This window comes from Bradyrhizobium sp. AUGA SZCCT0158, from assembly GCF_018130065.1.
In the GTDB taxonomy this organism is placed as follows: Bacteria; Pseudomonadota; Alphaproteobacteria; order Rhizobiales; family Xanthobacteraceae; genus Bradyrhizobium.
The window spans coordinates 241,874-261,346 of the sequence record NZ_JAFCME010000007.1 but is presented as its reverse complement, the minus strand read 5'-3'; the positions used below and the strand labels follow the sequence as shown (position 1 = coordinate 261,346).

General features: G+C 60.1%; 15 protein-coding genes and 1 pseudogene. 12 read left to right on the top strand and 4 right to left on the bottom strand.

Features of this window, described 5'->3' with window-relative positions:
• Nucleotides 1-2 precede the first annotated feature (2 nt).
• Nucleotides 3-581, bottom strand: a complete 579-nt coding sequence (locus JQ574_RS12885; protein WP_212209031.1) for a TetR/AcrR family transcriptional regulator — start codon at nucleotides 579-581, stop codon at nucleotides 3-5.
• Nucleotides 582-667: 86 nt separating this feature from the next.
• On the opposite strand from JQ574_RS12885, the gene JQ574_RS12880 reads away from it, so the two are divergent.
• The 5 genes and pseudogenes from JQ574_RS12880 to JQ574_RS12860 all read left to right on the top strand — a co-directional run bounded on the left by JQ574_RS12880 (nucleotide 668) and on the right by JQ574_RS12860 (nucleotide 9,092).
• Complete coding sequence (locus JQ574_RS12880) at nucleotides 668-1,765, top strand: efflux RND transporter periplasmic adaptor subunit (RefSeq protein WP_212209032.1); 1,098 nt, start codon at nucleotides 668-670, stop codon at nucleotides 1,763-1,765.
• 40 nt (nucleotides 1,766-1,805) lie between these two features.
• The gene (locus JQ574_RS12875; RefSeq protein WP_212209033.1) at nucleotides 1,806-2,264 is read left to right on the top strand and encodes a nuclear transport factor 2 family protein; all 459 of its coding nucleotides are present in this window, start codon (nucleotides 1,806-1,808) and stop codon (nucleotides 2,262-2,264) included.
• Between the two features lie 111 nt (nucleotides 2,265-2,375).
• Nucleotides 2,376-5,485: pseudogene (locus JQ574_RS12870) on the top strand (efflux RND transporter permease subunit).
• Between the two features lie 421 nt (nucleotides 5,486-5,906).
• Nucleotides 5,907-7,106 (top strand): ABC transporter substrate-binding protein, encoded by a 1,200-nt coding sequence (locus JQ574_RS12865; RefSeq protein ID WP_212209034.1) that lies wholly within the window; start codon nucleotides 5,907-5,909, stop codon nucleotides 7,104-7,106.
• Between the two features lie 153 nt (nucleotides 7,107-7,259).
• Complete coding sequence (locus tag JQ574_RS12860) at nucleotides 7,260-9,092, top strand: AMP-binding protein (protein WP_283813716.1); 1,833 nt, start codon at nucleotides 7,260-7,262, stop codon at nucleotides 9,090-9,092.
• Nucleotides 9,093-9,114: 22 nt separating this feature from the next.
• On the opposite strand, the gene JQ574_RS12855 is transcribed toward JQ574_RS12860, so the two are convergent.
• Nucleotides 9,115-9,630: a helix-turn-helix domain-containing protein gene (locus JQ574_RS12855; RefSeq protein WP_212209036.1), complete on the bottom strand. Its 516-nt coding sequence runs from the start codon at nucleotides 9,628-9,630 to the stop codon at nucleotides 9,115-9,117.
• Between the two features lie 239 nt (nucleotides 9,631-9,869).
• On the opposite strand from JQ574_RS12855, the gene JQ574_RS12850 reads away from it, so the two are divergent.
• Both JQ574_RS12850 and JQ574_RS12845 read left to right on the top strand, forming a co-directional pair.
• Nucleotides 9,870-10,502: a 2-hydroxychromene-2-carboxylate isomerase gene (locus tag JQ574_RS12850; RefSeq protein ID WP_212209037.1), complete on the top strand. Its 633-nt coding sequence runs from the start codon at nucleotides 9,870-9,872 to the stop codon at nucleotides 10,500-10,502.
• Nucleotides 10,503-10,601: 99 nt separating this feature from the next.
• Entirely contained in the window at nucleotides 10,602-11,801 is a 1,200-nt protein-coding gene (locus tag JQ574_RS12845) for a CaiB/BaiF CoA-transferase family protein (protein ID WP_212209038.1), read from the top strand.
• Nucleotides 11,802-11,834: 33 nt separating this feature from the next.
• On the opposite strand, the gene JQ574_RS12840 is transcribed toward JQ574_RS12845, so the two are convergent.
• Both JQ574_RS12840 and JQ574_RS12835 read right to left on the bottom strand, forming a co-directional pair.
• Nucleotides 11,835-12,512, bottom strand: coding sequence for a glutathione S-transferase family protein (locus tag JQ574_RS12840; RefSeq protein ID WP_212209039.1), 678 nt, complete (start codon nucleotides 12,510-12,512; stop codon nucleotides 11,835-11,837).
• A 1-nt stretch (nucleotide 12,513) separates the two neighbouring features.
• Nucleotides 12,514-13,257 carry an SDR family NAD(P)-dependent oxidoreductase gene (locus tag JQ574_RS12835; RefSeq protein WP_212209040.1) on the bottom strand — a complete coding sequence of 248 codons (744 nt, stop codon included), beginning with the start codon at nucleotides 13,255-13,257 and terminating at the stop codon, nucleotides 12,514-12,516.
• A gap of 236 nt (nucleotides 13,258-13,493) precedes the next feature.
• Here JQ574_RS12835 and JQ574_RS12830 point away from each other — a divergent pair, with 236 nt between their 5' ends.
• From JQ574_RS12830 to JQ574_RS12810, 5 genes are read left to right on the top strand one after another with little or no spacing between them, the layout of a single operon-like run.
• The gene (locus JQ574_RS12830; protein ID WP_312014588.1) at nucleotides 13,494-15,101 is read left to right on the top strand and encodes an AMP-binding protein; all 1,608 of its coding nucleotides are present in this window, start codon (nucleotides 13,494-13,496) and stop codon (nucleotides 15,099-15,101) included.
• Nucleotides 15,102-15,120: 19 nt separating this feature from the next.
• Nucleotides 15,121-15,858 (top strand): SDR family oxidoreductase, encoded by a 738-nt coding sequence (locus JQ574_RS12825; RefSeq protein WP_192735242.1) that lies wholly within the window; start codon nucleotides 15,121-15,123, stop codon nucleotides 15,856-15,858.
• A gap of 15 nt (nucleotides 15,859-15,873) precedes the next feature.
• Entirely contained in the window at nucleotides 15,874-17,055 is a 1,182-nt protein-coding gene (locus JQ574_RS12820) for an acyl-CoA dehydrogenase family protein (RefSeq protein WP_212209042.1), read from the top strand.
• Nucleotides 17,056-17,076: 21 nt separating this feature from the next.
• Nucleotides 17,077-18,207: an acyl-CoA dehydrogenase family protein gene (locus tag JQ574_RS12815; protein WP_212209043.1), complete on the top strand. Its 1,131-nt coding sequence runs from the start codon at nucleotides 17,077-17,079 to the stop codon at nucleotides 18,205-18,207.
• Between the two features lie 53 nt (nucleotides 18,208-18,260).
• The gene (locus tag JQ574_RS12810; protein ID WP_212209044.1) at nucleotides 18,261-19,448 is read left to right on the top strand and encodes an acetyl-CoA C-acyltransferase; all 1,188 of its coding nucleotides are present in this window, start codon (nucleotides 18,261-18,263) and stop codon (nucleotides 19,446-19,448) included.
• The last annotated feature ends 25 nt before the right edge of the window (nucleotides 19,449-19,473 follow it).

The window sequence follows — 19,473 nt, the reverse complement described above, 5'->3', positions numbered from 1 at the left end:
TCTCAAGCGGCCGCGGTTTCGCGAACCTGTTTGGCCGCCGCCTTCAGAAGGGCCTGAGCCAGATCGGGGTCGTTGACGACGCGCGATAGCATCAGCGCACCGACCATCGTCGAGAGAATGGCCATCGCTTTGCCCTTGGGCTTCTCGCCGCTGGTTTCGGCAATCATTCGGCTGAGGATTTCGAGATGGTCTTTGATCCCGGTTTCGAATGACGCTTTCACGTCGCTGCCCTGTCTGGCGGCATCTGAGCCGAGCGCCACGATCGGGCAGCCGTCCATCTTTTCATCGCGATGGTCGGCGCTGAGGTAGAACGCAACCACTGCGCCGAGTGGATCCTTGGGTTTCGCCGCGGTCGCGGCCGACCATCGGAGAGTGGCGCTCTCCAACGCCCGCTTGGACGCCTGAGCCGCCAAGTCCTCCTTTGACGCGAACTGCTTGTAAAAGGCGCCTTGGGTCAGCCCGGCACCCTTCATCAGATCCTTGAGGCCGATGCCGTCAAAGCCGCACTCCCGAAAAAGGCGACTTGCGACATTGATTACAGTTTCGCGGTTTTCCGCGGCCTGGACGCGACTCACGCGCATTGCAAATCTCCAACTTTTTTAGATTGCGTTCGAAATCTATATCAGATATAGAGTTCGAGTGCAATCTATATTGGTGAGGCTGTGCCATGAAAAAAGGACCCATTATCGTGCTGGGAAGCATCCTGATCGCGGTGTTCGGGGTCGCCGGATTCGTTACGCTTTCCATCCGTACGCACGCAGCCTCTGCCGTGAGCGACCCGAGGCAGGACCCACCGATCGTCAGATTGGTGACGGCAGCACGGGTGACCGGATCCGAACGCGGCTTCACGGGCATCATAGCGGCGAGGGTGCAGAGCAACCTCGGTTTTCGCGTTGCCGGCAAGATCGTGGAACGGCTCGTGAATGCCGGTGAGCAAGTTAAGGCCGGTCAACCGCTGATGCGGATCGACGAAACCGACCTTCGCCTTGCGGTCACGGCGAAGCGCAACGCCGTTGCCGCAGCGCGCGCATCTTTCGTTCAGACCGAAGCGGATGAACAGCGATACGCCAGGTTGGTGAGCAGCGGATGGGCTTCCCGACAGCGCTACGAGCAAGCGAAGGCCGCGTTGGATACCGCCGCGGCCCAACTGGCCACCGCTGAAGCCGATGCGCGCGTCTCCGAGAATGAGGCGACCTACTCGATCCTGGTAGCGGACGCGGACGGAACGGTGGTCGATACGCTTGGCGAGCCCGGGCAGGTCGTCTCCGCCGGCCAGACAGTCGTTCGGATCGCGAAGGCCGGCCCCCGCGAAGCGGTGGTTGCGCTTCCCGAAACAATCCGGCCAGCGATCGGCTCCGTGGCGGAGGCCAGCGTGTATGGGGCCGACGGGCGGCGCGATATGGCGCATCTGCGGCAGTTGTCGGATGCCGCCGATGCTCAGACCCGCACCTATGAGGCCCGGTATGTGCTCGACGGTGAGGCTGCGGCAGCCTCTCTTGGCGCGACGGTGACCATTCGACTGGCAAGCCAGGCCAGCCAGCCGGAAGTTCAGGTGCCGCTGGGAGCCGTGCTCGACGACGGCCGGAAGACGGGTGTTTGGGTCCTGGACAGCGCCACATCAACCGTCCGCTTTCAGACCATCAAACTTGTTCGGCTGAGCGGCGAAAGCGCGGTGGTCTCTGGATTGAGTTCTGGTGATCCGATTGTTTCTCTCGGCGCTCACCTCCTGCAGGAGGGCGCTCGCGTTAGGACTGCGTCCAACTGATGAGCTTCAATCTTTCCGCGATCACCGTCGGAGACCAACAATGCTATACGGTTACATTGTCAAGAACGAAATCCGAAAGACCTTCGACCACGTCAACAACCACCGCTGGGATGAAGCGGTGAAAGCAGTCGCGCCGGATGTCCATCACCGCGTTTCCGGCGCCCACGCGCTTGGTGGTGAGCGCAACGACAAGAAAGCCATGCGCCGCTGGTTTGAGCGCCTCGGACGCGTCCTTCCCAATCTCCATCTCACAGTCAACAACATCTGGGTGAAGGGCTGGCCGTGGAATACCACCGTGTTTGTCCAGTGGGACGGCACCGCAACGCTGCCACACGGCAACGCGTCGTACGTCAACCGTGGTCTCCACGTGTTCACCCTGCGGTGGGGTAGGGTCCATGCACTCGAGGAATTTCAGGATTCACAGGAAGCGGCCCGTGGGCTTGCTGCCCAAGCGGCAGCTGGTCTCAAAGAAGCTGTCGCCGAACCCATTGTAAGTTAGCAGAAGCGCAGTCAGAGGCCCGCGCTTTTTGGGTTAGCGCGGTTCACTCGGCGCCCCACCTGCCGCAAGACGGCGAACGTCAGGACGTCGAGGAATAGGAGTCGGCAAATGCTGAATTTCAATCTTTCCGCGATCGCCGTTCGAGAACGGGCCGTAACCCTGTTTTTCATCCTCCTGATGGCGGCCGCAGGCGTCTATGCCTTCTTCATGCTCGGGCGGGCGGAGGACCCCTCCTTCACCATCAAGACGTTGACGGTCACGACGGTATGGCCAGGCGCGACGGCGCGCGAGATGCAGGACCAGGTCGCCGAACCCTTGGAAAAGCGGCTTCAGGAACTGACGTGGTACGACCGGGTGGAGACAACCACACGGCCAGGCTACGCGTACATGACGGTTACGCTGAAGGACAGCACACCGCCATCCAGCGTGCAGGAGGAGTTCTACCAGGCCCGCAAGAAGCTTGGGGATGAAGCGCGCAAGCTGCCGTCCGGTGTGCTCGGCCCCTTCGTCAACGACGAATATTCGGACGTGAGCTTCGCCCTTTATGCCCTCAAGGCGAAGGGCATGCCGATGCGGGAACTCGCCAGGCAAGCCGAAACCATTCGCCAGGACCTCCTGCACGTCTCCGGCGTCAAGAAGATCAACATCCTCGGCGAACGTCCCCAACAGATATTCATCGAGTTTTCCTACGCCAAACTGGCAACCCTCGGCGTATCGGCACAGGATATCGTTGCCGCCTTGCAGCGGCAGAACGTCGTCACACCCGCAGGCTCAATCGACACCAAGGGGCCGCAGGTTTTCATCCGGGTCGACGGCGCTTATGACAGCGTCCAGGCGATCGCCGACACCCCCATCGTCGCTGCGGGGCGGACGCTGAAGCTCGCCGACATCGCCGATGTCCGCCGCGGCTACGAGGACCCTCCCACCTACCTTATTCGACACCAGGGTGAGCCCTCCATCATGCTCGCGGCGGTTATGCAGGAGGGCTGGGATGGCCTCGCGCTCGGCAAGGCGCTTGAGCAGAGGTCCGCAGCTATCGCTCGGACGCTGCCACTCGGGATGAATCTAGCCAAGGTCAGCGACCAGGCCGTCAACATCGCCTCGGCGGTTGACGAATTCATGATGAAATTCGCGATGGCGCTCGGCGTGGTGCTGCTGGTGTGCCTGCTCAGCCTCGGCTGGCGCGTCGGCATCGTCGTGGCGGCTGTCGTCCCTCTGACGCTTGCCGTCGTGTTTCTCATCATGCTGGAAACCGGCCGGTTCTTCGACCGCATCACGCTCGGCGCCCTGATCCTGGCGCTTGGTCTTCTCGTGGACGACGCCATCATCGCCATCGAGGTGATGGTGGTGAAAATGGAAGAGGGCATGGACCGCATCAAGGCGGCGGCCTATGCGTGGAGCCACACTGCGGCGCCGATGCTGTCCGGTACACTCGTGACGGTCGCCGGATTCCTCCCGGTCGGCTTCGCGCGCTCGACGGCAGGCGAATACGCCGGCAACATCTTTTGGGTCGTGGGGTTCGCCCTCATTGTCTCCTGGATCGTCGCGGTGGTCTTCACGCCCTATCTTGGCGTCAAGATGCTTCCGACGATCAAACCGATCGAAGGCGGTCACCACGCGATCTACGGCACACCGAACTATCGACGCCTGCGAGGGATCATCACCTTCGCGGTGCGCCACAAGTTCGTTACCTGCAGCATCGTCGCTATCGCTTTCGCGCTTTCCGGCGTCGGCATGGGCGCCATCAAACAGCAGTTCTTCCCGACGTCCGACCGCCCCGAGGTGCTGGTGGAGGTTCGTTTACCAGAAGGCACCAGCATTGAGACGACGACCGCCGCAGTCGAAAAGCTCGAGCACTGGCTGGACCACCAGTCGGAGGCTAAGATCGTCACGAGCTATGTCGGCAGGGCGCTCCCCGGTTCTTCTTCGCGATGGCGCCTGAGCTGCCTGATCCGGCCTTCGCCAAGATCGTCGTGCTTACACCGGACGCGGACGCGCGCGAGGCTTTGAAGCATCGGCTCCGACAGGCGGTGTCAGATGGGCTTGCGCCTGAGGCTCGCGTGCGCGTCACTCAGCTTGTGTTCGGACCCTACACGCCGTTCCCGGTCGAGTTTCGCGTCATGGGGCCTGACCCCGCGCAATTATACGCCATCTCTGACAAAGCTCTCGATGTCATGCGTGGCGTTCCCGATGTGCGGCAAGCGAACCGCGATTGGGGTAATCGCACACCTGTGCTCCGCTTCATCCCGGATCAGGATCGACTGAACCTCATCGGCCTCTCCTCGGCGGAGGTGGGCCGGCAGCTGCAGCTCCTCCTCACTGGCATCGCTGTTACGCAGGTCCGCGAGGACATTCGCAATGTCCCCATCGTGGCACGCAGCGCCGGTGGCGAGCGGCTGGATCCAACGCGTCTGGCGAATTTCTCACTGATGAGCCGGGACGGCCGCCCGATTCCGCTCGACCAGATCGGCCATGCTCAGGTCCGTCTCGAAGAGCCGATTATGAAACGCCGCGATCGCACACCCGTCGTCACGATTCGCTCGGACATCAACGAGGCGACCCAGCCTCCAGAGGTCTCTAAGGAGATCAAGACGGCCCTTGAGCCGCTGATCGCATCCCTTCCGGCCGGATATCGCATCGAATTGGGCGGATCGATCGAAGAGGCGACCAAGGCCAATGACGCGTTGGCGACGGTCTTTCCCGCCATGATCGCCGCCATGCTGATCGTCACCATGCTTCAGGTGCGATCCTTCTCGACGATGGCGATGGTCATGCTGACGGCACCGCTTGGCCTCGTCGGCGTCGTACCGATGCTGCTCACCTTTAATCAGCCCTTCGGATTCAATGCCATTCTGGGCCTGATAGGACTGGCGGGCATCCTGATGCGCAATACCCTCATCCTGACCGAACAAATCAAGGAGAACCGGGCTGCCGGCCTTGATGACTATCACGCGGTCATCGAGGCCACGGTGCAACGTACGAGGCCCGTGATCCTGACCGCACTTGCCGCCGTGCTGGCCTTCATTCCCCTCACGCATTCCGTCTTCTGGGGGTCGATGGCCTATACGCTGATCGGCGGCACGGCGGTCGGCACGGTTCTGATCCTGCTGTTCCTTCCTGCGCTTTATGCCGCGTGGTTTCGGATCAAGCCGACTGCAAATGAGATCCATGAGGGTTCGACGGAGGAATCGGAATTGCGAACCGCAATGGCTGCCGAGTAGGGCGCTCTTGTCGGAGGAGATACTTCAAGCTCTCACCCGCGGGGTCGCTTTGATCATATGCAAGCCAGCTGCGCCATCTTACTGCTCACAGGCGATCCTCTAGATCGAGCTGCTTCTTGTCTCCAAACACATCAACGTTAGTTTTATAATGGAATTGATAAGCTGGCGCTGGAACAAGCAACGCGCGCCTTTCTCTCTTTGCTTGTATTCAGCGCGCGAGCGCGCGTGGCCCCCACGACCTAATCGCCTTCTAGGGCCGAATTGCTGTGACGGTTGAACTCGTTTCCGCTCGCGCCGCGAGGCTCGTCGCTGGCTGGCTGACCGGCGGGCGACAACGGAGATGCTTGACGAGTTCTAAAATAGAACTATAAGATGGCGCGAGCGACTTACCCCGAAGGGTGCGCGCTTGGGAGGATGATCAATGTTGACGAAATGGAAGGCTGTGGCGGCTCTGGCTTTACTGCTGAGCGGGCCTGCATTCGCGGCGGACGAGCCGGGAATCTCTGCTACCGAGATCAAGATCGGCGGCGTCTTTCCCTTCAGCGGACCGGCATCATCGATCGGTCTCGTGGGCAAGGGGGTTATCGCCTATATTCAGTCGGTCAACGATCGCGGCGGCATCAACGGACGCAAGATCAATTACATCGCGTATGACGATGCTTACAGCCCTCCCAAAGCCGTGGAGCATGTCCGCAAACTCGTTGAGAGCGACGAAGTGTCGTTCATGTTCGGCCAACTCGGCACTCCCGGTATCTCGGCTACGGCCAAATACCTGCGGTCGAAAGGAGTGCCCAGTGTCGCAATTATCAGCGGGTCCTCCAAGTTCACGGATGTCGCCAGTCATCCCCTGACCACGACAGGTCTTGTCAGCTATGACACCGAAGGAAAGATCTACGCCAAATATCTGACGAAGACATTGCCAAACGCCAAGTATGCCATCCTCTATCAGAACGACGATCTCGGCAAAGACTATGTCAGCGCCTTCAAGGCGTTTCTCGGAAAGGATTTCGACCGAAAGGTCGTGACCGCTTCCTATGAGGTCACCGAACCGACGGTTGATTCACAGGTGGTCAATCTGAAGAGCTCCGGTGCGGATGCCCTCGTGATCGCCGGCACACCGAAGTTCGCCGCTCAGGCCATCCGGCAGGCGTCGGTGATCGGCTGGAAGGCGACCGTCATCATCAATTTCCCATCCGGCTCTGTCGGAGGCACGCTCGCTCCCGCCGGTCTCGACAAATCGGTCGGCGTGATCGTCGGCACGACCAACAAGGATATCCTGGATCCGACATGGAAGGATGATCCGGGCATGCAGACCTACCGGGCATTTCTGGACAAGTATTTGCCGGGCGTCGATATCACCAATGGCAGTTACCTGACCGGCTACCAGCAAGGCGTCCTGCTCGAGCAGATTCTAAAGCAATGCGGCAATGATCTGTCCCGCAAGAATATTCTCGCGCAGGCCAAGAACCTCAGGGATTTCGTGGTGCCGACTGTGCTGCCTGGCGTCAAGGTCAACACCACCGACACGGTGAACATGATCTGGACACAGATGCGACTGCAGCGATGGACCGGTACTAGTTGGGAAGGCTTCGGGGAAGTGCTGGATGCCAAGTCCGAGTGAATTCACTGGGCGAGGCGACGGGGGCGGCAGTTGGCGGGCTGGTTGCCAACCGCCGGCTGGTCTGGCCCGAAAGCTCGATTGATCGTTCGCGCGATCCAGGCAGGTAGGTCCAGCGGACATGGCATCAGAAGCGACGAATCGTGCCCCGCGCGCTTGTCGACCATCACAGCGGTTCAGGAGATTGTTTCGATGTCGACGAAGCCACTGACGTTCGCGCCAAGGGAGCTTTCCATAGAGCGTCGAACCGACGGCACGCTCATATTGAGCTCGCCACTTGAGTTAGGAAAGTGCGACTGGCGTATAACGGATTTTCTTCCGAACTGGGCAAATTCTGTTCCCGATAGAATTTTTCTTGCGCAACGCAATGCGGAAGGGGGATGGGACGAGATCACCTATCGCGAGGCATGGTCGCAGGTTCAGGCGGTTGGCCAAAGCTTGATCGACATGGGCGCAAAGCCGGCCGACAAGCTGGCGATACTTTCAGGAAACTCGATCGAGAACGCGGTGATCTCGTTTGCCGCGATGTCGATAGGGGTAGTTCTGGCGCCGATATCCCCAAACTACACGCTGATGCCCGGCGGCCTGGCTCGGCTCAAGGATATAGCGGACGCGCTGCGCCCGAAATTTGTTTTTGTTCAGAGCGCGCGCGACTTTTCCGCGGGACGTTCTATTCCCGAACTGGCAGCATCGACCTGGATCAGTGTCGATGGGGCGCCGGATACCGTGCCTTTCGGTGCGCTGAAATCCCGAACGGGGAGCAAAGAATTCGCGGATGCATCACAGGCGGTTTCTTGCGACGCTGTCGCAAAGATTCTCTTCACATCCGGTTCGACAGGTTTTCCCAAAGGCGTGCTCAACACTCACCGCATGATGGCGAGCTCCTTGCAAATGGGGAGTCGGCTGGTGTCTCCTCCGGACGCGCCGGTGCAGGTCGAGTGGCTGCCATGGCACCATACGATGGGCAGCAACGTCATCCTTCACGGCATTCTCAAGAATGGCGGTACGCTCTACATCGACGATGGCCGGCCGCTGCCTCAGCTCTTCCACAAGACGGTCGCGAATCTCAGGGAGATTTCGCCCACCGCCATGTTCAACGTACCTGCGGGCTACAATCTCCTATGTGATGCTATCGAGAACGACCTCGAACTTGGCGCCAGCGTATTCAAGCGGATCGATAGATTGAGCTATGCCGGGGCTGCCATCTCGCAGGCCACGCTTGAGAAACTCTATCGGCTGACATCGTCGATCACTGGCCGGCGAATTCCGGTCATGTCGGGCTACGGCACCACCGAAACGGCCCCGACAATCAGTACGACCCATTGGGCGACCGACCAGCCGGGAGAGATCGGTCTTCCCGCGCCGGGTCTGCAGCTAAAACTGATCCCTGTTTCCGATACGTACGAGGCGAGGGTCAAGGGACCCAACGTTACGTCAGGTTATCTCGGAAGGCCGGATTTGACGGAACTGGCCTTCGATGAGGAAGGATTCTATCGCATCGGCGATACCGTCTCGTTTCTGGATCCTCAGAAGCCGGAGCTTGGGTTGCGCTTTACAGGCAGAATTTCCGAGAACTTCAAACTCGCGAACGGTACGTGGGTCTCGATCGGGAATATGCGAGCGGCAATTCTGGCTGCAACCCGGGGCGTATTGCTGGACCTTGTCGTCGCGGGAGAAAATCGTGAATCGTGCGCGCTGCTCTGCTGGTTGAATCCGGCCGAGGCAGCGCGAATCTCGAAGACGTCCGATTTGACCTGCGACCCTCTCGTAGTTCAATTCCTGAAAGACCGTTTTCGGGAATACAATGAAACCGTCGGAAGCAGCGAAAGAATTTGTTCGTTCTCACTGCTCAAGGATCCGCCGTCGATGGCGGCAGGCGAGATCACCGACAAGGCCTACGTCAATCAGCGGGCCGTGTTGAGCCACCGATCGTGGTGCGTCGAAAGGCTGTATGCAGAGCCGCCAAGCGAAGACGTGATAGTGATTTGAGCGTGAGCGCCCTGACGGGCAATCACGCCGCTTGTTTGCGGGTCTTTGGCTTTGCGGGCTTGTCGCGAGAAATCCGTTCTGAAGGGGCGCGGGCCCCGGGGCCGGGGTGGGTGTGTACCTCCTTGGCCAAAAGCGGCTCTCCGCATTCGGAGCACACCATGACCGGATCGAAGTTCTTGCCGCATTTGCGGTGCTGATGCAGCAACGGCCGCCCGCGTTCGTCGACCATGTGGGTGTCGCCCCAATGGACGAGCGCCATCATGATCGGATAGAGGTCGAGACCCTTCTGCGTCAGGATATACTCATGGCGCTTAGGTGACTCCTGGTATGGAACGCGGCGCAGCACGCCCTGCCGAACCAGCTTTTTCAGCCGCTCTGCGAGCAAATGGCGCGTGATTCCAAGCGCTGACTGAAAACCCTCGAAGCGGCGCGTACGCAGAAAGCATTCGCGGAGGATCAGAAGCGTCCAACGGTCACCGATCACACCGATGGTTCGAGCCATCGAACATGGCTCTTGCTCAAGTTCATCCCATTTCATTCCTGCTCTCCGGTCGGCAGGCGCCTGTTCCCCTCGAATCAATCCCGGGAACCGCAGCCGCCTCTTCCATTCTAGATAGGTACTAAATGCCAAACAATACCCCGCGACCAGTTAAAATCAGCAGAATTCAGCGCAGATTTGACAGTTCGATTTTAGAACTGTATGACCGAATGGTAGCCGGAGTTCGGCTGGACGATCACCAAACCTGACCATCACTGCGCTCTGCGGGAGGAACTGACATGCCCCTGAAAGTTGAATTCCTGTTCGATTTCGGCAGCCCGAACGCTTACCTCGCTGAACTGGTCCTGCCGGGAATTGAATGGCGCACCGGCGTGAAATTCGAATATGTCCCGGTTCTGCTCGGCGGCATCTTCAAGGGGACCGGCAACATGTCGCCGTTCGACTCGCTTCGCGGAATCAAGAACAAACCGGAATACCAGGCGCTTGAGACCCAGCGCTTTATCCGCCGCCATAACATCACGAAGTTTCGCCAGAATCCCTTCTTTCCGGTCAACACGCTGATGCTGATGCGCGGCGCCGTCGCGGCTCAGTTTGAAGGCGTGTTTGAGCCCTATTTTCGTGCGGCCTATCATCATATGTGGGAAGAGCCCAAGAAGATGGATGACCTCGAAACCTTCCGGAACGCCTTCATCTCCTCAGGCATCGATATCGACCGATTGATTGCGCGTGCGCAGCAGGATGACGTCAAGAAGGGGTTGATCGATCGGACGACCGACGCGGTTGGCCGTGGAGCATTCGGCTCACCGACTTTCTTCGTCGGAAAGGAAATGTTCTTCGGCAAGGACCAGCTCCGTGACGTCGAGGAGTCGATCGTCGAACAAACCAGTCAGCTGGTTTCGAAAACGGCCTAAGGTTGCGAATTGAGGCCTGCAGAGCCAGGCCGATGTTCCGGGCTTGCATGGGGAAAATTCAGTCGGCCCCACAACGAAGTAAACTCAGGGAGAATGCCCATGCCTGGCCCACTTAGCGGTGTTCGAGTCCTCGATTTGACAGGCGTGGTGTCCGGTCCCTACGCGACCATGTTTCTGGCGGATCAGGGCGCTGACGTCCTGAAGATCGAGCCGATTGGCGGTGATATCACGCGGCGCAGCCGCGCCACCATCGATAAGGATGGCGAGTTCTCCGCACTTTTTATCTCTTCGAACCGCGGCAAGCGCTCACTGTCGATCGACGTCAAGAGCGCGGCCGGTCGAGAGGTTCTCGCCAAGCTGGTCGCGCAGGCGGATGTCTTGGTGCAGAATTTCCGCCCCGGCACCATGGAGCGCCTCGGTCTCGGCGTCGATGAGTTGCGCCAACGCCATCCGCGCTTGATCTATGTCTCGATCAGCGGCGTCGGCGAGACCGGCCCGTATGTGAAGAAGCGCGTCTATGATCCGATCATTCAAGCGCTGTCGGGGTTTGCCGATATCCAGTCGCAGCCGGTAACCAACCGTCCGCAGATGATCCGCACGATCGTATGCGACAAGACTACCGCTGTGTTCACCGCGCAGGCGGTGGCAGCGGCGCTCTACGCCCGCGAGAAGACTGGGCAGGGCGATCATATTCAGGTCGCAATGCTGGATGCGATGATTTCATACCTGTGGCCTGAGGGCATGATGCAATACACGGTGGTAGGAGCCGAGACGACCGCCGCAGATCCCAACGACCGGCCGGATCTCGTGTTCAAGACCAGCGATGGCTACATCACGGCCGGTACCATTTCGGATTCCGAATGGCAGGGCTTTTGCCGGGCCTCCGGCGATCCCGAGCTTGCCAAGGATCCCCGCTTTGCGACTCCGGGCGCGCGCTCGGTCAATGCCACGGCCCGCATCAACAAGATGGCGGAGTATATCGGCCAGCACACCACTGCCGAATGGCTGGAGCGCCTGGACGCTGCCGACGTGCCTTGTGCGCCGATCCTGCGGCGAGGCGAAATCATTCACAATGAACAGGTAATCGCGCGCGGCATCATCGCGGAGTTCGATCAACCGAAGGTCGGACGGGTGCGGCAGCCGAAGCCGGCGGCCCGCTTTGAGATCAATGAGGCCGCGATTGGCGGGCCAGCTCCCCGCGTCGGCGAGCACTCCCGCGACGTGTTGCGCGAGCTGGGTTACGACGACGGCGCCATCGACAAGATGGTCGCCGAGCGTAGCGTGCGTGTGGCGATCTAACCTCGAACCCCTGCGCGAGGTGGTGGTCGGTCTTTAAACCTTCGCCGGCACCGGCGTGATTGGTGCCATCGGGACATTCGCCGCGACGGCTCGCTGGAAGGCCTCCCGTTTCTTGATGCGTTCGAGATAGGGCTGCGCATTGTCGCAAATGCCAACGCCATAGGCGACGGCCCACTCAAGGCAGGTCGTGAGCAGGATGTCGGCGCTGGTAAACCGGTCGCCCATCAGGAATTGCCGGCCGTCTGCAAGTGCTACTTCGACATGGCGCAACTGCTGGCGGAAATACTCGCCGGCCTGGGCAACGACCTCGGGCGCAATACCGTAGATTGGACCGAGCGCGTCGGCCCGATGGCGGCGCATCACGTAAAGGCTGGTTGAATCCAGCTCCGCGACGATAAAGAAACACCATTCCAGCCACGCGGCATACTCACGGGTGGTTTCAGGAATCAGCGAGCGCTCCGTCGTGGAGTACATTCGCGACAAGTAGGCAACGATCGCGGCGCTCTCGCCGATGGAGAAGTCGCCGTCCTGAAGCAGCGGAATTTTCTGGCGCGGATTGAGCTTGGTATATTCCGCGGTCTTGGTCTCGCCCGTCCGCGGCCCGATCGGCTTTGTCGTGTAAGCCAAGCCCAACTCGTGCATGGCCCAATGCGGACGGATGGTGCGGCTTGTCCCAACGCCCCACAGGGTCAGGTTTGGTGTAGCGCTCATGTTACCACTTCTCCACGGACGGACGGAGGTCGAGTTCGTGGGTCCAGCCATCCCTGCTTTGCTGGTGGGTGAACCAATAGGCCTCAGCAATGGAAGATGTCTTTGTCAGGCTATCTGGGGGAATTTCGCTTGCCTCGATCCCCTTCGCCGCTTTCATGCGCTGATGAATCGCCTCGCTGTCGACGCCAGCGTCGATCAGGAGATGCACGACATGAATGTTCTTCGGCCCCAACTCGCGCGCCATCGCCTGGGCCACGGCTCGAAGTCCGAACTTCGCTGATGAAAATGCCGCAAACCCCTGGCCGCCGCGCACGCTGGCCGTCGCACCCGTAAAGAAGATGGTGCCGTGTCCACGCGGAAGCATGACGCGCGCAGCCTCACGCCCGACCAGGAAGCCGCCATAGCAGGCCAGTTCCCATGCCTTGAAGAACAGCTTCTCTGTGGTGTCCAGCAAAGGCTTGTTGACGTTCGAACCGGCATTGTAGAGACAGACCTCGATCGGTCCGAGCTCTTTTTCGATCCGCGCGAATATGCCCTGGACCTCTGCTTCCTGACGGGCGTCGACGCTGAACGCGTGAATGTTATGTCCAGCTTCCCTCAGCTCGGCCACAAGTCCCTGCGATTTGGACGCATCACGCCTGCAGATGCAAACCGTATAGCCGCCCTTGGCAAAACGCCTCGCGACCGCCGCCCCGATCGCATCGCCTGCGCCCACAAGTATCGCTACGCCGCGGTTCGCCGTCATTCCGCTCCTCCCACAGAGTTCCTATTTGATACTTTTATCGTAACGGTCGGATGGCGCTCTGTAAAGGACGGCGTTCAACAATGATCCAATCATAATAGGGCAGCCTAGTTGCCCCTTCGAACCTCGTAAAGCCCGGACGATGATTTAATCATTGACGAGTTCTAAAAAAGAACGGTAGGTTCGGCCAAGCATCCGCGCGTTGCGCGAGCGGGCAATCGTTGATGGGGAGGTCAGTCGTGGCGGAGCTTTCAGAGGCGATCGATCTCAAGGAGATTGCTGTCGGCTTGCCGCGTCGCATCCATGAAGTGACGGCAAGACAGGTTGCCAAAGCCCCCGACCGGATCGCGCTGGTCGAAGACGGGGCATCCTGGAGCTACCGCGATCTGGATCAGCGTGTCAGCGAGATCGCCAGTGTCCTGTTGTCGCTGGGGATCAGAGCGGGCGACCGGATGATCATTGTCAGCGAAAACTGTATTGCGCTCGCCGCGTTGCTGCTGGCGACGAGCCGGCTCGATGCCTGGGCCATCGTCGCCAACCCGCGATTGTCCGCACGCGAACTCGATCAGATCCGCGGCCATAGCGGCGCCCGCCGGATGTTTTTCACATCAGGCATTTCGAAGGAGGCCGCGGCTCACGCTTCGCGCTATGGCGCCGAGAACGAGCGAATAGGCCCACTGCCGGAAGTTGGTGTTGGTCCGCTCAACGAAAGCGCCACCGTCGAGCCGGTGGAGGCCGATCCCGTAAAACAAGTCGCAGTGCTGATCTACACCTCGGGAACGACGGGGACCCCGAAAGGCGTGATGCTCTCCCATGACAACTTGCTGATCAGCGCAAAGACCACGGCGCATATTCGCAAAATGAACGAAGACGACAAGATCTATCTCGTCTTGCCGATCTCCCATATCGTCGGCATCTCGCTCCTGATCATGACATTGATGACCGGCGGCACGGTGCGGATGGTCAGCAAGTACGATCCTGCCGCGACCGCCAGGGCGATTGCGGAGGAGGGCGTTACCATCCTCAATGGGGTGCCGGCTACCTATCAACGGCTGCTGGAGTACAAGAGCGTGTCGGGTGTGGAGCAACTCGCCCGAGGCTCATTACGCCTGATCGGCGTCGCTGGCGCGCCCCTCGATCTGAATCTGAAGTTGCGTGTGGAAAAGGAGTTCGGCCTTCCGCTGCTTAACGGCTACGGGATCACCGAATGTTCGCCGGGGATATCGGGCGTGCGCTTCGATGCGCCACGCGCCGACCAGGCGGTAGGCACAGTACTGCCGGGAGTAGAGGCGAGGGTCAGAACGCTGGACGGAATTCCGACCGCAAGAGGTGAAGTCGGAGAGCTGCATGTCCGCGGGCGCAACGTGATGCTTGGCTACTATCGTGCCCCCGAGTTGACCGCCAAGGCAATCGACAGCGAGGGCTGGTTCAACACCGGCGATCTGGCGCGTTTCGACGGCGATTGTCTGTACATTGTCGGCCGCACCAAGGAAATGATCATCCGTTCGGGCTTCAACGTCTATCCCGCCGAGGTCGAAGCGGTCCTCAGTTCACACAAGGACGTCGTGCAATGCGCCGTGGTCGGCCGTGCTGTCGACGGCAATGAAGAGATTGTCGGGTTCGTGCAACTGCTGCCAGGGTCGCGGGCGACGCCGGAGGATCTGATGGGCTTTATCCGATTTCAGCTCACCTCATACAAGCGGCCGTCCAAGATCATCATCCTCGATGCTTTGCCGGCCACCTCAACCGGCAAGATACTCAAGCACAAGCTCGCGGAGTCCTTGCGTGGCCAAGGTGGCGAGACCCCTCCGGCGCAGACCGCCGAACCTCGCAGACAACATGTCTAACCTGACCGGGAGAATACCCTTGCAAAAGAGAAACGCGACCGTGGCCGTGATCGGTGCTGGCGACTTTATCGGCAGTGAAATTGCAAAGAAGTTCGCCTCGGAGGGCTTTACGGTGTTCGCCGGGCGCCGCAACGGCGCCAAGCTCGAACCGCTGGTCAAGGAGATCGAGAAGGCCGGCGGCGAAATTCACGCGCGCTCGCTCGACGCACGCAAGGAGGAGGAAATCATTTCCTTCCTCGGCGACGCAGACAAGCACGCACCGCTTGAGGTTTGCATCTTCAACATCGGCGCCAACGTCAACTATCCGATTCTGGATACGACCGAACGCGTATTCCGAAAGGTCTGGGAAATGGCCTGCTATTCCGGCTTTCTCGCCGGCCGCGAGGCAGCCCGCCTGATGCTTCCCCGTGGTAAAGGCAATATCTTCTTTACTGGCGCAACAGCGAGCCTTCGCGGTGGGACGGGATATGCGGCCTTCGCCAGCGCGAAGTTCGGCCTGCGGGCCGTTGCACAGGCGACCGCGCGCGAGTTGGGCCCAAAGAACATCCACGTGGCGCATCTCATTATCGACTCCGGTGTCGACACTGAGTGGGTGCGGCAGCGGCGGATCGAGGCACTTGGACCGAACGCGCTGGATGATCCTGATCTTCTAATGCCACCATCGTCGGTCGCGGAGTCCTACTGGCTGCTCTATCAGCAGCCAAAAAGCGCCTGGACTTTTGAACTGGAGATTCGCCCGTTCGGCGAGAAGTGGTAGCGGGAGCCTCTCACAATGGAACTCAATCTTTCCAGTGAGGAGGCTGCGTTTCGTGACGAGGTGCGCGCTTTCATCGCGGAGAACTATCCCGCGGAAATGCGCGTTCCCAATCCGGAAACCGACCTTTCCAAGGAGCAGATGCTGCTCTGGCACCGTATCCTCCACCGGAAGGGATGGATCGCGCCGCTATGGCCCAAGGAGCATGGCGGGCCGGGCTGGTCGATCACGCAGCGCTTTATCTTCGAGCAGGAAACGTCACGTGCCGGGACGCTGCCGCCACTCGCGTTCAGCGTGACCATGGTCGGGCCGGTCATCTACACGTTCGGCAACGACGCGCAGAAACAGAAGTATCTGCCGCGCATCCTGTCCGGTGAAGATTGGTGGTGCCAAGGTTATTCGGAGCCGGGATCCGGCTCCGACCTCGCGTCGGTCCGCACCAAGGCCGTGCGCGACGGCGATCACTACATCGTCAACGGCCACAAGACCTGGACGACGCTGGCCCAGCATGCCGACTGGATCTTCTGCCTGGTGCGGACCAATCCTTCGGCAAAACCTCAGGCCGGCATCTCCTTCCTGCTGATCGACATGAAATCGCCCGGCGTCACCGTGCGGCCGATCATCACCATCGACGGGTCGCATGAAGTGAATGACGTGTTCCTTGAGGACGTGCGCGTCCCCGCGGAAAATTTGATCGGCGAGGAAAACAAGGGTTGGACTTACGCAAAATTCCTGCTGGGCAACGAGCGTACCAGCATGGCCGGGATCGGCCGGTCGACGCGTTATCTGGGGCGTCTCAAGCACATCGTGAGAACCGAGGTCGGCGAGGATGATCCGACCTTCGGGGAATTCATCAAGGAAATCGCGCGCGTCGAGCTGGATGTACTCGCGTTGGAGGCAACGGAACTGCGAATCGTCGCGCAGATGTCGCGTGGCATCGATCCGGGGCCGGCTGCGTCGCTGTTCAAGATCAGGGGCACCGAAATATTCCAGCGCATCACGGATCTGACGCATCAGGCCATCGGTAACTACGGTCTGGCGATCCGCGAGCACCCGGTGAGTGCCAACCACTTCATGCCGGGGCCGGACTACGGGCACACCGCGACTGAGAAATATCTGAACTCCCGAAAACTCAGTATCTACGGGGGATCGAATGAAATCCAGCGCAACATCATCGCGAAAGCAGTTCTCGGTCTCTGACCACATCGCACGAGGCATCGGATGGATATCCAGTTGACGGAAGAACAGGAATTGCTCCGTTCCAGCATTCAACGCTTCCTGCGGGAGCAGTATGATTTCGACGAGCGTCGAAAAATTGTTGCGACGGATGAAGGCTGGAGCCGCAAGCACTGGAGCGCCTTTGCCGAGCTTGGGTTGTGCGCCGCACCGTTTCGGGAAAGCTCAGGTGGTCTCGGTGGCGGATCGCTTGCGACCATGATCGTGATGCAAGAGTTCGGACGTAGCCTGGTCGTCGAACCGTACCTTGAGACCGTTGTTCTCGCAGGCGGCCTGATCGAAGACGCCGGCTCGCCGGAGCAGCGCGAGGCGTTCTTGCCGAAGATCATGGATGGCAGCGCCATATGGACGCTGGCCTGGGCGGAAGGGCGATCACGCTACGATTTTGACAACGTCACGACAACGGCGCGACGTCAGGGGGACAACTTTGTCCTGAGCGGAACAAAGGCAGCGGTGATTGGTGCGCCGTGGGCCGACAAGCTAATCGTCTCGGCGCGAACGTCCGGTGGGCCCCGCGACCGTGCCGGCGTAAGCCTGTTCGTCGTTGATCGCCATTCTGCCAATCTCCACTTACAAAGCTTCAAAACCGTCGATGGTCGGCGCGCCGCCGAACTGACGCTGATGGACGTCCACGTTCCGGGCAGCCAGTTGCTTGGTGCCGAAGGCGAGGGCGTCGCCGCCCTCGAAGTGTGCCGTGACCGCGCTATCGCAGCACTCTGCGCGGAAGCCGTCGGGGCGATGTCGGTGCTGAATTCGGCGTCGCTTGAGTACAGCAAAGCGCGCAAGCAATTCGGGGCGGCAATTGGGACGTTTCAGGTGTTGCAGCACCGCATGGTCGACATGTTCATCGCGCTCGAAGAGTCGATTTCGCTCACACAGCATTTGAATCTCAGCCTTGCAGCCCGGGAGCCAAATGGATCGAAGCTGGCATCGGGCGCGAAGTCGAAGGTTGGCAACGCCGCCCGCTTCGTCGCAGAGCAGGCCGTGCAGCTACATGGCGGCATGGGCATGAGCGACGAATTGAACGTCGGGCATTACTTCAAGCGAATAAATTCCATCAACATCCAGTTTGGCGATCCCACCTACCATCTGATGCGGTACGCGCAGCAGAACTAATTGCCCCTTCCAACGCAGCAAATCGACTGCCGCACCCCGATCAGAGGTAAAGAATGACCGAAGCCGTAATCGTATCGACTGCTCGCACCCCCATTGGCAAGGCCTACAAGGGCGCCCTCAATAATACCGAAGGCGCGACGTTGCTGGGTCATGCTATTTCCGCTGCATTGTCACGGGCCAACGTCGAGGGTGCCGAAGTGGAGGACGTCGTGATGGGTTGCGCCATGCAACAGGGCACTACTGGCACCAATATCGCTCGAAAGGCGCTATTACGGGCCGGACTTCCAGTGAGCGTGGCCGGGACAACCATCGATCGCCAATGCGCGTCCGGCCTGCAGGCGATTGCCCTGGCTGCGCGGTCGGTGATTTTCGACGGCGTGGAAGTCGCTATCGGCGGCGGTGGTGAGTCGATTAGCCTGGTGCAAAACAACCAGATAAACACGTTTCATGCTGTCGACCCGGAACTGCTCGCTATGAAGGGAGACGCTTACATGGCGATGCTGGATACGGCCGAGATCGTGGCAAAGCGTTACGGCATCTCGCGCGAACGCCAGGATGAATATAGCTTGGAGAGCCAGCGCCGGACCGCGGCAGCGCAGCAGGGCGGCCGCTTCAACGACGAACTCGCACCGATCAAGACAACAATGGCAGTCGCCGACAAGGCGACCAGTGCGGTGTCATATCGGGAAGTGACTCTGTCGGCTGACGAGGGGCCGCGTCCTGATACCACCGCTGAGGCTCTCGCAGGCGTCAAGCCGGCCAAGGGACCGGGCTTCACCATCACCGGCGGCAATGCGAGCCAGCTCTCCGACGGCGCTAGTGCTGCCGTCATCATGAGCGACAAGCTGGCGGCGCAGAAGGGACTGAAGCCGCTCGGCATTTTCCGCGGGTTTGTCGCGGCAGGCTGCGAGCCGGACGAGATGGGAGTAGGGCCGGTCTACGCTGTGCCCCGGCTACTCAAGCGTCACGGTCTCAAAATCGACGATATCGATCTCTGGGAATTGAACGAGGCATTCGCGGTACAAGTAATCTATTGCCGCGACAAGCTCGGGATCGATCCGGAGAAGCTCAATGTCAATGGCGGCTCGATCGCGGTTGGCCACCCCTACGGCATGACCGGAGCCCGGCTGACCGGCCACGCCTTGATCGAGGGTCGCCGACGCAAGGCCAAATACGCCGTCGTTACGATGTGCGTGGGCGGCGGCATGGGCGCTGCGGGACTTCTCGAAATCGTTCATTGAGCAAAAAGCGCGATAGATAAACAGG

Bases quoted from the DNA above. Each gene is read 5' to 3' on its own strand.
- JQ574_RS12885 (WP_212209031.1), bottom strand. From the start codon at position 581: ATGCGCGTGAGTCGCGTCCAGGCCGCGGAAAACCGCGAAACTGTAATC.
- JQ574_RS12880 (WP_212209032.1), top strand. From the start codon at position 668: ATGAAAAAAGGACCCATTATCGTGCTGGGAAGCATCCTGATCGCGGTG.
- JQ574_RS12875 (WP_212209033.1), top strand. From the start codon at position 1,806: ATGCTATACGGTTACATTGTCAAGAACGAAATCCGAAAGACCTTCGAC.
- JQ574_RS12865 (WP_212209034.1), top strand. From the start codon at position 5,907: ATGTTGACGAAATGGAAGGCTGTGGCGGCTCTGGCTTTACTGCTGAGC.
- JQ574_RS12855 (WP_212209036.1), bottom strand. From the start codon at position 9,630: ATGAAATGGGATGAACTTGAGCAAGAGCCATGTTCGATGGCTCGAACC.
- JQ574_RS12850 (WP_212209037.1), top strand. From the start codon at position 9,870: ATGCCCCTGAAAGTTGAATTCCTGTTCGATTTCGGCAGCCCGAACGCT.
- JQ574_RS12845 (WP_212209038.1), top strand. From the start codon at position 10,602: ATGCCTGGCCCACTTAGCGGTGTTCGAGTCCTCGATTTGACAGGCGTG.
- JQ574_RS12840 (WP_212209039.1), bottom strand. From the start codon at position 12,512: ATGAGCGCTACACCAAACCTGACCCTGTGGGGCGTTGGGACAAGCCGC.
- JQ574_RS12835 (WP_212209040.1), bottom strand. From the start codon at position 13,257: ATGACGGCGAACCGCGGCGTAGCGATACTTGTGGGCGCAGGCGATGCG.
- JQ574_RS12820 (WP_212209042.1), top strand. From the start codon at position 15,874: ATGGAACTCAATCTTTCCAGTGAGGAGGCTGCGTTTCGTGACGAGGTG.
- JQ574_RS12815 (WP_212209043.1), top strand. From the start codon at position 17,077: ATGGATATCCAGTTGACGGAAGAACAGGAATTGCTCCGTTCCAGCATT.
- JQ574_RS12810 (WP_212209044.1), top strand. From the start codon at position 18,261: ATGACCGAAGCCGTAATCGTATCGACTGCTCGCACCCCCATTGGCAAG.